Source organism: Pseudomonas putida (assembly GCA_029953615.1).
Taxonomy (GTDB): Bacteria; Pseudomonadota; Gammaproteobacteria; order Pseudomonadales; family Pseudomonadaceae; genus Aquipseudomonas.
Genome location: CP124529.1, coordinates 4,406,819 through 4,420,591, shown reverse-complemented (window position 1 = coordinate 4,420,591; position 13,773 = coordinate 4,406,819). Strand labels below are relative to the sequence as shown.

The following is a 13,773-nucleotide window of genomic DNA, read 5'->3' as shown; positions in this document are numbered from 1 at the left end:
TCAGAACGACAGCTCGACGGACACCGTATCGGTGTACACCCCCGCCGGCAGGCCGGCCTTGCCGCGCGCCTGGCCATACAGGTTGACGATCTGGGCCACACCGCTGCTGGTCGGCAAGGTGATGGTGCCGTTGATCGCCAACAGCTGTGTGCGCCCGGCATCGGTGTAGAAATCGTACGGCACGAAGTTGCCGACGCCATCGGCCAGTGCACGGCTGCCCCCGGCCGACTGGCCGTCGTGGGAACCTGCACCCACGCGGATCACCGGTACCGTGCCGGCCGAACAGAGAATGCTCATCGCCCCTCCGCCGCCGCCAATTACCTCGGCATCGGCAGAAGTGAACAGGGCATCCTTGGTGCCGAAGTCCAGGACACCAAAGCTCACCCCCGAGGTGCCAGAGCTGCCATTGACCTGGCATGCCGCGGTCAAGGTCAGCTTCGAGTCGATGGTCCCGGTCGTGGCGGCCTGGGCCTGGGAAGCCAGCGCCAGGCCCAGGCCGGCGAGGATGCAGCGTGAGAGGTTCATTCGCATCGAAGTCTCCTTGCGTCGTTACCAGTCCAGGGTCACCCTGAGGGTGTCACGGTACAGCCCGGCCGGTAGCGCGCGCGGTTGCGCCACTACCACACCGTAGATGGGGATCGGTATCTGCCGGGTACTGCTGATGGTGAAGGCACGCGCCTGGCCGATGCCGTAACGGCTGTTACCGCCCGGGTCGATCGCCAGCTGGTAAGGGATCAGCTCGCGGCCGTTACTCAGGCGCCGTATACCGTCACTGCCATTCAGGCCGCCGTTGATGCGCACGTTGATCGCCCGCACCTCGGGCGTGCAACTGATCTGCAGGCTGCCCTCGCCGCTCATGTCATCGACCCGACTGCGCAGCGGCTGGTCCCAGTGCGGAGCGCGCTCACCGAAGTCCAGCACCCCCGGTTTGCCCACCACCGTTGGTTGCGTCGCGTTGCTGCTGACCTGGCAAGCCGCGCTGATTACCAGCCGCGCCTGTATGAAACCGCTGCTGGTGCCATGCGCAACACCACCGGGCACCAGCAGCGGACCGAGGGTCAGCAGCAGGATAGAGGTGCGGTTCATGGCGTCGCGTCCTTGGGCATGGCGGCATCCCTACCAGGTGACGGTTACTTTGAGCAGGTCGGCATACCTGCCTGCGTGCGGTACCCAGGCCAGCTTGTCGATCCGTGCATACAGCGGCAGCTCGACCGAGCCGCTGTCCGGCACCCGCGCCGCATGCACCCCATTCACTACCAGCGGTTCGCGCCAGGCGGGGTCACGGTACAGGCGATACGGGATGGGCCGGGCCGCGTCATCATCGCTGGCCAGAAAGCGCAACTCGCCGACGCCACCATGCTGCCCCCCGTCGACTCGGACCTGGTACGGGGTGTCGGGGTTGCACTCCAGGCGTGGCGGGCGCTGGCTCGGCAACACGCCGCTGAGCGGTGCGCCAGGGCCATCCAGGCGCGCAGCAACGCCCAGGTCGATCCGCCCCAGTGCCTGCGCACCCGCATCGCGGGGCTGGCTGACCAGCATGCAGCCGCGCTGCACCAGCACCCGTACCTCTACCAGGAAATCTGCCGCCACGGCACTGCTGCTCAACATAAGGCCCAACAGGGCTGCCAGGAAGCGCTCCGTCACCTTGCTTTTCCTTGTCGATGTCTGCTGGTCTGAGCGTAGCAGCGAGATGGTGTCACAGTGCTGGCATGCAACCATTTTTTTGTATTAGCCGAAAAGCGCTACCACGTAAAAAAAAACACCTGGAACAGAACGCATCGCCAGCATTCCTCTCAAATGGCCATAGGCCGGTAACCAGGCCGATATTCTGTTAGGGTGTATTCCCTTCATCCTGCCTAGACTCATGCGGCATGCATGGACGAACACGACAGGAGCGTTTTCATAGATGATTGCAGACAGCACGCTCACCCAAGCCCTCGAGCGCTGCGCCCAGGAGCCCATCCGGCTGCCTGGCAGCATCCAGCCCCACGGTTTCCTTCTGGTGCTGGACGAAACCGACATGCAGGTACTCCAGGCCAGTGAAAATATCGAGCACTGGCTGGGCATACCGGCCGCTGAACTGGCCGGTTGTGACTTCGCCGAACTGGTAAGCGGTGGCTTCGACCTGCGCCTGCACCTGGCACGCCTGCCGCAGGACGAGGTCTTTCCATTCCACATCAGCGATGTGCACCTGCGCCAGGACGCACCTTACCGTGGCAACCTGCACCTGCTGGTCCACCGTCACGACCAAGTGCTGATCGCCGAGTTCGAACCCCCTCGCCTGCCGGCAGACCTTGCCGGGCAAGGCGACTACTACCCGCTGGTGCGCAGCTTTGTCGGCCGTCTGCACCAGGCCGGTAGCCTTGAAGAACTGCTGCAGCAAACAGTGCTGCAACTCAAGCGCATCACCGGCTTTGGTCGGGTCAAGGCCTACCGCTTCGACGCCGAGGGTAACGGCCAGGTGCTGGCCGAAGTGGCCGACCCGGGTTACCCGAGCTACCTGGGCCTGTGTTTCCCCGCTTCGGACATACCCAGCCAGGCGCGCGAGCTGTACCGAATCAACCGCATCCGCGTGATCGAGGATGCCAATTACCAGGCCTCGCCGCTGCTGCCCGCTGTCAACCCGCGCACCGGCAAGCCCCTGGACCTGAGCTTTGCCGCACTGCGCAGCGTGTCGCCAGTGCATCTGCAATACATGCGCAACATGGGCACCTTGGCATCGATGTCGCTGTCGATCGTGGTCGACGGGCAGTTGTGGGGGCTGGTGTCCTGTCACCATGAGCAGCCGCGACCGGTGGACCTGCGCACCCGCACCGCCTGCGAACTGCTGGCCAGTGTGTTGTCGCTGCAGATCGAGTCGCGCGAGTCCCATGCCAACACGCGCCAGTTGCTGGAGCTGCGCCAACACATCGTGCGCATGATTTCGTCCATGGCCGACCATGACAGTGTCGGTGACGGCCTGCGCGACTTGCCCGAAGTACTGCTGGCTTTCGCCGGTGCCCAAGGTGCCGCGGTCATATCCGCCGAACGTTGCGACCTGATCGGCAAGACCCCACCGGCCGCGCAGGTAACCGCCCTGGTGCACTGGCTATCGCAACGTGGCGAAGAGAGCGTGTTCCACAGCGACAACCTGCGCCGCGACATTGATGAACTGCCTGAGCTCGCAGCCCATGCCGGCGGCGTCCTGGCAGTGGCCATTTCACAGATCCACTCGCACTACCTGCTGTGGTTCCGCCCCGAGCAGGTGCGCACGGTAAACTGGGCCGGGCAGCCGAACAAACAGGTCGGGCCGCAGGGTAACCTGGACCCGCGCCACAGTTTCGAACGCTGGCAGGAAAATTTGCGCGGCTACTGCGAACCCTGGCACCCGCTGGTCATCGAGGGCGTTCAGGAGCTGCGCACGGCTGTGCTCGGCATTGTCCTGCGCAAGGCCGAGGAACTGGCGCAACTGGCCAGCGAGTTGCGCCGCTCGAACAAGGAACTCGAAGCGTTTTCCTACAGCGTGTCCCATGACCTGCGCGCGCCTCTGCGCCATATTGCCGGCTACTCCGAGCTGCTCGGCGAAATCGAGGGCCAGAACCTCAACGAACGTGGCAGGCGTTTTCTGCAACACATCGAGGAAGCCGCGCATTTTGCCGGAAGCCTGGTCGACAACCTGCTCAACTTCTCGCAAATGGGCCGCTCGGCCCTGCGCCTGTCCGAGGTCGACCTCAACACCCTGGTCGAGGCCATTCGCAGCGAACTCGCGCCCGATTACCAGAACCGCGAAATTGTCTGGGACATTGCCCAGTTGCCCAAGGTGATCGGTGACCCGGCGTTCATCAACATGGCCTTGCACAACCTGCTGGCCAACGCCATCAAGTACACACGTGGACGCACCCCGGCGCGCATCGGCATCAGCGCCGTGCAACACCCGGGCGAAACCGAGATCTGCATTCGTGACAACGGCGTGGGCTTCGACATGGCCTACGCCAACAAACTGTTCGGCGTGTTCCAGCGCCTGCACCGCATGGAAGACTTCGAAGGCACCGGGATTGGCCTGGCCAGCGTGCGTCGCATTATCGAACGGCACGACGGCCGGGTCTGGGCCCATGGCAAGGTTGGCCAGGGCGCGACCTTCCACTTCACCCTCCCGCGCCACCCCGCGACCACCTGAGGCACCGCACTATCATGCTCAAACCCATCCTGCTGGTCGAAGACAACCCACGGGACCTGGAGCTGACGCTCCTGGCGCTGGAACGCAGCCAGTTGGCCAACGAGGTCATCGTGCTGCGTGACGGTGCCGAGGCACTTGACTACCTGCTACGACGCAATGCCTATGCCGAACGTGACGATGGCAACCCCGCGGTGCTGCTGCTGGACCTGAAACTGCCAAAAGTCGACGGCCTGGAGGTGTTGAAGGAAGTGCGCGCCACCGCCGAGCTACGCAGCATCCCGACGGTGATGCTGACCTCCTCGCGCGAGGAGCCTGACCTGCTGCGCGCCTACGAGCTAGGGGTGAACGCGTATGTGGTCAAACCGGTGGAGTTCAAGGAATTCGTCGCCGCCATTTCCGACCTGGGGGTGTTCTGGGCGGTACTCAACGAGCCGCCACCCGGCTCGCTGCGCCTGAACCGGCGTGGCAGCCTCTGAGGTGACCACGACGATGCAGCCAACACCACTGAAACTGCTGATGGTCGAAGACAACTCGATGGACGCCGAGTTGACCCTGATGCGCCTGGAGCGCAGCGGGCTGCATGTACAGGCACACCTGGTATTCGACCATACCGGTGTCGAACACGCCCTGCGCGAAGCGCCGTACGACCTGATCCTGTGCGACTGCGTGCTACCGGGCTCGTCCGGCAGCGAAGTGCTGGCCATCGCCCAGCGCCTGGCTCCGGACATTCCGTTCATCTTCCTGTCTGGCATCTATGGCGAAGAACATGCGGTGGAAATGATCCGCCTGGGCGCCACCGACTATGTGTTGAAGAAGAACCTGCCGCTGCTGCCCAAGGCCGTGCGCCGGGCCCTGACCGAAGTGCAGGAGCGCCAGCGCCGGCGCCGCGCGGAAGAGGCACTGGCCGATGTCGAGGCACGTGCGCGCATCGCCATCGACGCCGCCGGCATGGGCACCTGGGACATGCGTCCGCAAGAAGGCCTGTTGTTGTGGGATGACCGCTGCAAGACCCTGTTCGGCTTGCCCGCCAGTACCGAAATGACCCTTGAGGTGTTTTACGCCGGCATCTACCCCGACGACCTGGCGCACGTGCGTGAAGCCGTGGAACACGCCATGTGCCCGGAAAGTGGCGGCCATTACCGGGTCGAATTCCGCATCGCCCAACCCGCTGGCCTGGAACCGCGCTGGTTGCTCAGCAGCGGCCAGAGCCAGTTCGTCAACGACAAGTGCGTGCGCTTTTCCGGGGTGTTGCAGGACATCCACACCCAACGCCTGGCTACCCAGGCGCTGCGCCAGCTCAACGAGATGCTGGGGGAAAGGGTCGAGCGCCGCACCCGCGAGCGCGACCGTGCATGGGAGCTATCGCAAGACTTGCTGGCCGTGCTCAACAAGGACCTGACCCCGGTCGCGCTGAACCCCGCCTGGGAAGCCAGCCTGGGCTTGTCCCGCGAACGTCTGAGCCAGTCGTCCTTGCTGTACCTGCTGCCCGAGCCCGACCAGGAACTGCTGCTCACCGAACTGGCTACCCTCGCCCATGGCCGCACCAGTGCCCGCTTTGTCGGGCGCATCCTGGATGCAGGTGGCCAGCAGCGCTGGTTGTCGTGGGTGGTGGTACCGGAAGACACCCTGCTGTACGTGGTGGCGCGCGACATCACCAGCGAGCGCGAGGCCGCCCTGGGACTGGCCGAAGCCAACGCCCGGCTGCTTGAGCAGATCGCCGAACGCGAACGTATCGAGGCCGCGCTGCAGCAGATGCAGCGGCTGGAGGCAGTCGGCCAGCTGACCGCCGGTGTGGCTCACGATTTCAACAACCTGCTGACGGTAATTCTGACTGGCGCCAGCTTCCTCGAGCGCGACCTGGCCAAAGCCGACCTGGAAAAGGCCCGTGCGCGGCTCAAGCACATTCGCGAAGCGGGCGAACGCGGTGCCAAGCTGACCTCGCAGTTGCTGGCTTTCTCCCGCCGCCAGCGCCTGGAGCCGGTGGCACTGAACCTAAACCGCACCCTGGCCGGCCTGGAGGAGTTGTTGCGCCGCACCTTGGGCGGCAATGTCTCGGTGCGCCTGGACCTGGAACCAACCCTGTGGCAGGCGCTGACCGACCCGACGCAGACCGAAATGATCATTCTCAACCTGGCGATCAACGCCCGCGATGCCATGCCCGACGGTGGTCAACTGACGCTGTCGACCCGCAACACCCGGATCGACGCCCGCCCGCAGCGCCCGGAAGACCCGGACCCTGGCGAGTATGTGATGTTGAGCATCCGCGATACCGGCTGCGGCATGAGTGAAGAAGTGCTGGCCAAAGTGTTCGAGCCGTTCTTCACCACCAAGGATATCGGCAAGGGCTCGGGCCTGGGCCTGGCCCAGGTGTTCGGCTTTGCCAAACAGTCCGGGGGTGGCGTGCGCATCGATACCACGCAGGGGCGTGGCACGCAGGTGGCCGTGTATCTACCGGCAGTCAAGGATGAAGCCTTGAGCGAACCGACGCCGTCACTGCTCAGCCACTCGGTAAGCGAATGCGGCCATAACCGCACCGTGCTGCTGGTGGATGATGACCATCTGGTACGCGACATGCTCGGAGATGTGTTGCGCCAGTACGGCTACCAGGTGCGCCAGGCGCACAGTGGCGAACAGGCCCTGGCCTTGCTGGATGGGCAGATCGACCTGCTACTGAGCGATTTCGCCATGCCCGAGTTCAACGGTGCGCAACTGGCACTGGCGGCACGCGAACGCTATCCGCAGCTGCCGGTGGTACTTCTCACCGGGTATGCGGAGTTGCAAGGGCTGGAGTTGCCAGGCAGCCTGGTGATCCAAAAGCCGGTACAGGCCGACGAACTGGCCCGCTTGCTGAACGAGATGCTTGGAACTGCCAGGTGACCGAACAGAGCCCAGGCAAAACACGCGGAAACGACAAAGCCCAGCGCTTGTCTTTCCAAGCACCGGACCGAGATACGTTTGAAACATGAAAATGGCAGGGGCGGCTGGATTCGAACCAACGCATGGCAGGATCAAAACCTGCTGCCTTACCGCTTGGCGACGCCCCTGTATCGGATGCAGCGTAAGCTGCTCTGACAATTCCAACTGAGTGACAACCGGGTTGTTGTCTTGGAATGCGCGGCACTTTAACAACAAACTTTCGTTCTGTGAACCCCCTGATGAAAAAAAATTACCAAAAAACAGCGAGTTAGTCATTTTCGCTGTTGGCGCGATGACCATCCGTCGTTTTCTGCCCGCTTGGCTTCAACACAATCGCATTCATTCCTTCCAATCAGATGAGCCATCTGCATTGACCAAGGAGGACCCTATGCCTGTCTCCCACGATCTTTACCAGGACTTGCACTACCCGCGCGAAATCGTCCAGCAACGCCGTCAGCAGGACAAGGCACTGGACCGGCTGCTGGACGAGTACATGGACATCGACAACCAGGTGCTGGCCGCCGAGTCTATCTCGGCGGGCAACTTCGAGGATGAAGACCTCCGCCACCTTAAAGAACGCCGGCTGGCAGTGAAGTACATGATCGAACGCCAACTGGAGCGCAAGGCCTGAGCTAGCCCTCCAGCCTGGTCAGGGTCAGGGCGTCCGGCTCACCGTCATAGAACTGCACCAGCGCCAGCTGGAACAACGGGTTGTCGGGCGCGGCCCGGGCGAACAGGCTCAGGCACGAGCGCAGCTTGAGATGGTCGGGGCTGCCAAGCACTTCACGGGCGCTCTTGTCACTGTGCCGCAGCAGAGCCGTCACGCAGGCTTGCAGGCGCGGGCCAAGCAGCGGATGAGCCAGGTAGGCGCGGGCCTCGTCGACGCCGGCCAGCGCATAGCGTTCGGCCATGGCGCTGTGGCCCAGGCCATCGAGCTGCGGGAATACGTACCACATCCAGTGACTGCGCTTGCGTCCGGCCTGCAGCTCCTCCATCACCTGGTCATACACCGGGTTCTGCGCCTCGACGAAGCGCTGCAGATCAAAGTCGGCGTGCATGCTCGCCCCTCCTCGCTCTGGTTCCAGCCTTTACTGTACGCCTGCATGGCAAACCTATCTCGTCAGGCGATCAATGCCGCGCACTTTCTGTATTAGTCAAAATGGCCGCCCTCGGGCAAGCTGCACGCTACCCCGCCATCGCCCAAGGAGCTTTGCTTTTGCCTGCCTGGATCCCAACCCCGCTACGCCAGCTTGGCCAACGCCTGCGCGGCGCCGCCACCAACCAGAGCGAACTGCTCGGCTGGTTCGAGGACAAGGCACACAGCCGCGGCTACCAGCTTAGCGACGGCCAACGCCGGGTAATCCACTGCATGGCCGAACAACTGGCGCAGCTCGAACGAGGTCAGCCGCGCAGCCTGTACCTGTACGGCCCGGTAGGCCGCGGCAAGAGCTGGCTGCTCGACGGCTTTTTCCAGGCCGTGCCGGTGCAGGCCAAGCAGCGCCTGCACTTCCATGACTTCTTTGCCCGCCTGCATCAGGGCATGCACCGCCACCGGGAGCTGGACAACGCATTGGGCTCGGCACTCGACGAGCTGCTCGGCGATTGCCGGGTGCTGTGCTTCGACGAATTCCATGTGCACGACATTGGCGATGCCATGTTGCTCACCCGCCTGTTCAACGCGCTGTTCGCCCGTGGTGTGTTCTTGCTGGTGACCTCCAACTATGCGCCCGAAGGGCTGCTGCCCAACCCGCTGTACCACGAGCGCTTTCTGCCGGTGATTCGCCTGATCAACAGCTCGATGGAAGTGCTGGAAGTGGGTGGCGACACCGATTTCCGCAGCTTGCCGGCCAACCGTGAGCATCAGCGCTTTACCCGGGGCCACTACGTCTGGCCGGGCAATGCAGCGCAGCGCCAGGCGCTGAATGTGCCCAAGCCGCAGCCGGTGATGCTGGAAGTGAACAAGCGCCCGCTGCGCGCACTGGCCGTGGATGGCCGGCGGGTGCTGCTGGGCTTTGACGACCTGTGCGAAAAGGCCACGGCAGTGATCGACTACCTGGTGCTGGCCGGGCAATACGATGAATGGATCATCGATGGGCTGGATGACTTGTCGGCATGTTCGCTGGCCGCGCAGCAGCGCTTCGTCAACCTGGTGGATGTGCTTTATGACCAGGATCGGCAGGTGCTGGTGATTGGCAAGCGGCCGCTGGAAGAAAGCCTGGGCGGGCCACTTGCCGACCTGATGCGTACGCGCAGCCGGTTGGGGCAGCTGCATCAGGTAGCCCCCTAGAACTGCATTGCCTGGCGCGTTCTCTTCGCGGGCACGCCCGCTCCCACAGGTTCATCACAGGCCCTGAAAGCTGTGCCGTACCTGTGGGAGCGGGCATGCCCGCGAAGAGGCCAGCAAAGTCAAAACTTCAACCCGCCCTGGGCAGATCCGCCAGCACCGCCTCGATCTCCCCCAGCACCGCAGGGTCGTCCAGGGTCGAAGGCGGCACATAGTCCTGCCCATCGGCAATCTTGCGCAGCACCGCCCGCAGAATCTTCCCCGAGCGGGTCTTGGGCAAGCGCTTGACCAAGCGCACCCGGTTGAAGCAGGCCAACGGACCAATCTCCTCACGCACGCTGCCCACCAGTTCCACCAGCAACTGAGCCTCGGCAATGCCCTCGCCGTCCTTGAGCACCACCAGGGCCAACGGCACCTGCCCCTTGATCTCGTCGTGCACGCCAATCACCGCACACTCGGCCACCGCCGGATGACGCGCCACCAGGTCCTCCATCTCGCCGGTGGACAGCCGGTGCCCGGACACGTTGATCACGTCATCAGTGCGACCCATGATGTAGACGAAGCCGTCCTCGTCGAGGTAGCCGCCATCGCCGGTGTGGTAATACCCCGGATAGGTATGCAGGTAAGCCTGCAAGTAACGCTCGTGGTCCCCCCACAGCGTCTGGCTGCAGCCAGGCGGCAATGGCAGCGCGATAACGATCGAGCCCTGGTGGTTCGGCCCCAGCAGATGGCCCTCTTCATCCAGCACGCGCACGTGGTAGCCCGGCACCGCCCGGTTGCTCGACCCCGGCTTCGCCGCGCTGCCTTCCAGCCCCACACATGGCGCGGTGACTGGCCAGCCGGTCTCGGTCTGCCACCAATGGTCATGCACCGGCTTGCCACTGACCCGCTCCAGCCATTCGTGAGTGCTGGAATCCAGTTTCTCGCCAGCCAGGAACAACTGGCGCAGCGAGCTCAGGTCGTGCTTGCGAATCAGTTCACCCTCGGGGTCTTCCTTGCGAATGGCGCGCATGGCAGTGGGCGCGCAGAACAGCGCGTTGACCTTGTATTGCTCCACCACCCGCCAGTAGGCCGATGCGTCCGGGGTGCGGATCGGCTTGCCTTCGTAGAACACCGTGGTGCAGCCGCTCATCAGCGGCCCATAAACGATCAGCGAATGGCCGACCACCCAGCCGACGTCGGAAATGCCCCACCATACATCGCCGGCCTGCATGCCGTAGATATGGCGCATGGCATAGCACAGCGCCACGGCGTTGCCGCCGTTCTCCCGCACGATGCCCTTGGGTTTGCCGGTAGTACCCGAGGTGTACATGATGTACAGCGGATCGCCCGCATTCAGCTCCACCGGTGGCACCGGTTCGGCGCTGGCCAATGCTGCCTGCCAGTCCAGATCGCGGCCAGGCTGCAACCGGGCACACACCTGCGGCCGCTGCAGCACCAGCACGTTACGCGGCTGATGCCGGGCCAGTTGCAGGGCACGGTCGACCAGCGGCTTGTATTCGATTACCCGGTCGAACTCCAGCCCGCACGAGGCCGTCAGCAGCAGCGTCGGCCGGGCATCGTCGATACGCAGGGCCAGCTCGTTGGCGGCAAAACCCCCGAACACCACGGAGTGCACCGCGCCAATTCGTGCGCAGGCCAGCATGGCCATGGCCGCCTGCGGCACCATGGGCATGTAGATGATCACCCCATCGCCCTTGTTTACCCCCAACTGGCGCAGCAAGCCGGCCAGGCGCGCCACCTCGTCACGCAGCTGATGGTAGGTGTAGGCCTGCTGCACGCCGGTCACCGGCGAGTCATAGATCAGCGCCAGTTGCTCGCCACGGCCCTGCTCGATCTGCTGATCCAGGGCCAGGTAGCAGCTGTTCAGGCGGCCATCGGCAAACCAGCGGTGGGTGCCGTCGGCATTGTCTTGCAGCGTGAGGGTGGGCTTGCGGTGCCAGGCCAGGTGTGCGGCCTGTTCCGCCCAGAACGCGGCAGGGTCGGAAATGGAATGGGCATAGCTGTGCTGGTAGCTCATATCGAAAGAAACCCGGTACTTGTTGTTATTGAAGGGCGAAAATTGAGTATGGACCGCTACACCCGCGCCGCCATGGGACTAAAGTCACAACCGACCTGCAAATTTGCAGACAACGCGAAAACGCCCCACAACGGTGCAAAGTCTCTAGAATAGGCCACCCTCCAGCCACCGAGCAGCTCATGGATATCGATCAGGCCCGTACCTTCCTGGAAATCGTGCGTTGCGGCAGCCTGGTCGCCGCTGCCGAACGCCTGTACGTGTCACAGACGGCGATCACCGCACGGGTGCAGCGCCTGGAGCAGCAACTGGGCTGCCAGCTGTTCGTGCGCAGCCGCAATGGCGCCAGCCTGACCAGCGACGGCGAGGCATTCGTCAGTTACGCCAACCAGATGGTGCAAACCTGGGAAGCGGCGCGCCGCGACCTGCCGCTGCCCGAAGGCTGCCAGCAAGTGCTGCATGTGGGCGGTGAGGTGAGCCTGGGCAACCCGATGATGCTCGACTGGGTCAGTGCCCTGCACCGCGAGCTGCCCAGCCATGCCATCCGCAGCGAGGTGAGCGACGGCGAAGCGCTGCTGCGCAAGGTCGAGATGGGCCTGCTGGATGCCGCCCTGGTCTACCAGCCAACCTACGGCCCGGGCCTGCAGGTGGAGCAGTTGATGGAGGAAAAGCTGATCCGTGTGCGCCGGGTCGAGCGGCCAGACCCGTATATCTATATCGACTGGGGCGAGGCCTTCCGTCGCCAGCACGATGCCGCCCTGCCCGATTGCGCGCGCCCGGCGCTGAGCTTCAACCTGGGCCCGCTGGCCTTGCAGTTCATACTCGACCAGGGTGGCAGTGGCTACTTCCGCACGCGGGTGGTGCAAGCTTATCTGGACAGCGGTGTGTTCGAGCGGGTACCACAGGCGCCTGAGTTCACCTACCCGACCTTCCTGGTATACCCGCGCAAACGCGACAGCGAGGCCCTGCAACAGGCCTTTGCCATCCTGCGTCGGCTGGTGGCCGCTGGCGCCAGCGACTGGTCACAACGCTGGGACCCGATTATCTGAAGCCTCGGCCTTGCTGAGCAACTGGCGCTTGAGGCCGGCGATCAGGTCGGTCTGGGTGATCACCCCTACCAACTGGTCGGCATCGAGCACCGGCAGGCAATGCAGGCCCTGTTCACACAGCAAGGGCAGCAGGCGCTCCAGCGGGTGCTGGCTGCTGACGCTGATTACCCGGCGGCTCATCACCTGCTCCATGCGCACCGCCTTGCGGCCGAACAACCCGCGCCAACTGAAGCGGCCACGCTGCATGGCCGGGCCGACCAGGTCGCTGAGGCTGACGATGCCCACCAGTTTGCCCTGCTGCAGCACCGGCAGGGTTTTCAGGTGGTGGCTGGCCAGCATCTTCCAGGCCTGCTCCAGGGTGGTATCGGGTGTGGCGAACTGCACGTCGCGGGACATGACCGAGGCCGCGGTGATACCGCCGAGGCTGCGCTGCAAGGCGTGTTGCTCGGTGGCCAGGATGATGCGTTCCAGTTCGTCACGGGTGACGTCGACGAACTCGCCCAGCTCCTCCAGAGCCTGGTCCAGGTCTTCCCCACGGATGCCGAGCCGCTCGCTGGGCAGCGGATCATGGGTGTGGTGCAGGTCCTTGCGCGCTACCGCGCCTTTCGGGTAGCGCACGCCGGTGAGGCGGTTGTAGAGGATCGCCACCGTCACCAGGATCAGCGCGTTGAGCAGCACCGGCTCCAGCAGGTGGTCGCCCATGGCGGTCAGCCCCGGGTCGGCCAGCACCGCACTCACCGCCACCCCGCCACCTGGCGGGTGCAGGCAGCGCAGCAGGCACATCACCAGGATCGAGATACCGAGGGCGGCAGCGGCCACCCACAGCTCCGGGCCAAAGCCCTGGCGCATGGCCAGGCCGACCGCGCCGGCCAGGGCGTAGCTGCCCAACACCGGCCAAGGCTGGGCCAATGGGCCGGAGTGCACGGCAAACACCAGCACGGCCGAAGCCGCAAGCGGGCCGAGCAGGTGCAAGGCAATGCTTGGGCCATAGACCATGCTGGTCAGCCAGCCGGCAAGGAACAGGCCGAGCAACGCGCCGATACCGGCACGCAACCATTCTTTTGGGGGAATATTCAGGGGCGCCGGCAACAGCCGCTGCAGACGACTTTCGGAACGCGAGGCAGACATGTAAGTAATCGGGATCTTTGGTTTTTTTGATTAAAAAGAAAGCCCAGCCGAGGTGGCCTGGGCCTCGTATTGCGAGTGCAATATCACAAGGGGCTCCGTCCGTGGAGAGATGGAAACCGCAGGGTTTCGTGGAGGGGATTTTGCCGGGTGGGGTGGGATTGGGCTAATTCAAAAAAATGTGGCTGTGCTGCAATTTTTTTGCAGTACTGATCTGGGGCTGCTG

12 protein-coding genes and 1 tRNA gene are annotated in these 13,773 nt (G+C 64.0%); 6 read left to right on the top strand and 7 right to left on the bottom strand.

The features are described from left to right. The 3 genes from QIY50_20280 to QIY50_20270 are packed head-to-tail and all read right to left on the bottom strand — an operon-like array spanning window position 1 to window position 1,644. Entirely contained in the window at window positions 1-531 is a 531-nt protein-coding gene (locus QIY50_20280; protein ID WGV19649.1) for a spore coat U domain-containing protein, read from the bottom strand. Window positions 532-549: 18 nt separating this feature from the next. Continuing rightward, window positions 550-1,086 (bottom strand): spore coat U domain-containing protein, encoded by a 537-nt coding sequence (locus QIY50_20275; protein WGV19648.1) that lies wholly within the window; start codon window positions 1,084-1,086, stop codon window positions 550-552. Window positions 1,087-1,116: 30 nt separating this feature from the next. After that, window positions 1,117-1,644: a spore coat U domain-containing protein gene (locus QIY50_20270; protein ID WGV19647.1), complete on the bottom strand. Its 528-nt coding sequence runs from the start codon at window positions 1,642-1,644 to the stop codon at window positions 1,117-1,119. A gap of 262 nt (window positions 1,645-1,906) precedes the next feature. Between QIY50_20270 and QIY50_20265 the strand changes: the two genes are divergently transcribed. Genes QIY50_20265 through QIY50_20255 form a run of 3 tightly spaced genes read left to right on the top strand, consistent with a single transcriptional unit; the run spans window position 1,907 to window position 7,033 of the window. Then, window positions 1,907-4,156 carry a GAF domain-containing protein gene (locus tag QIY50_20265; GenBank protein ID WGV19646.1) on the top strand — a complete coding sequence of 750 codons (2,250 nt, stop codon included), beginning with the start codon at window positions 1,907-1,909 and terminating at the stop codon, window positions 4,154-4,156. Window positions 4,157-4,170: 14 nt separating this feature from the next. Further along, window positions 4,171-4,632, top strand: a complete 462-nt coding sequence (locus QIY50_20260; protein WGV19645.1) for a response regulator — start codon at window positions 4,171-4,173, stop codon at window positions 4,630-4,632. Between the two features lie 13 nt (window positions 4,633-4,645). Continuing rightward, window positions 4,646-7,033, top strand: coding sequence for a response regulator (locus QIY50_20255; protein ID WGV19644.1), 2,388 nt, complete (start codon window positions 4,646-4,648; stop codon window positions 7,031-7,033). Window positions 7,034-7,125: 92 nt separating this feature from the next. On the opposite strand, the gene QIY50_20250 is transcribed toward QIY50_20255, so the two are convergent. After that, window positions 7,126-7,200 (bottom strand) — tRNA-Gln (locus QIY50_20250). A gap of 260 nt (window positions 7,201-7,460) precedes the next feature. Between QIY50_20250 and QIY50_20245 the strand changes: the two genes are divergently transcribed. Next, the gene (locus QIY50_20245; protein ID WGV19643.1) at window positions 7,461-7,703 is read left to right on the top strand and encodes a hypothetical protein; all 243 of its coding nucleotides are present in this window, start codon (window positions 7,461-7,463) and stop codon (window positions 7,701-7,703) included. Between the two features lies 1 nt (window position 7,704). On the opposite strand, the gene QIY50_20240 is transcribed toward QIY50_20245, so the two are convergent. Beyond that, on the bottom strand, window positions 7,705-8,130 hold the full coding sequence (locus tag QIY50_20240; GenBank protein WGV19642.1) for a DUF1810 domain-containing protein: 426 nt from the start codon (window positions 8,128-8,130) through the stop codon (window positions 7,705-7,707). 158 nt (window positions 8,131-8,288) lie between these two features. On the opposite strand from QIY50_20240, the gene zapE reads away from it, so the two are divergent. Next, window positions 8,289-9,359: a cell division protein ZapE gene (gene zapE, locus QIY50_20235; protein WGV19641.1), complete on the top strand. Its 1,071-nt coding sequence runs from the start codon at window positions 8,289-8,291 to the stop codon at window positions 9,357-9,359. 127 nt (window positions 9,360-9,486) lie between these two features. Here zapE and QIY50_20230 read toward each other — a convergent pair whose 3' ends face one another. Next, window positions 9,487-11,376: a propionyl-CoA synthetase gene (locus QIY50_20230; protein ID WGV19640.1), complete on the bottom strand. Its 1,890-nt coding sequence runs from the start codon at window positions 11,374-11,376 to the stop codon at window positions 9,487-9,489. A 179-nt stretch (window positions 11,377-11,555) separates the two neighbouring features. Here QIY50_20230 and QIY50_20225 point away from each other — a divergent pair, with 179 nt between their 5' ends. After that, window positions 11,556-12,422 carry a LysR family transcriptional regulator gene (locus QIY50_20225; GenBank protein ID WGV19639.1) on the top strand — a complete coding sequence of 289 codons (867 nt, stop codon included), beginning with the start codon at window positions 11,556-11,558 and terminating at the stop codon, window positions 12,420-12,422. On the opposite strand, the gene QIY50_20220 is transcribed toward QIY50_20225, so the two are convergent. Continuing rightward, window positions 12,396-13,550, bottom strand: a complete 1,155-nt coding sequence (locus tag QIY50_20220; GenBank protein ID WGV19638.1) for an HPP family protein — start codon at window positions 13,548-13,550, stop codon at window positions 12,396-12,398. The two genes, QIY50_20225 and QIY50_20220, sit on opposite strands and share 27 nt — an antisense overlap. Window positions 13,551-13,773 lie beyond the last annotated feature (223 nt).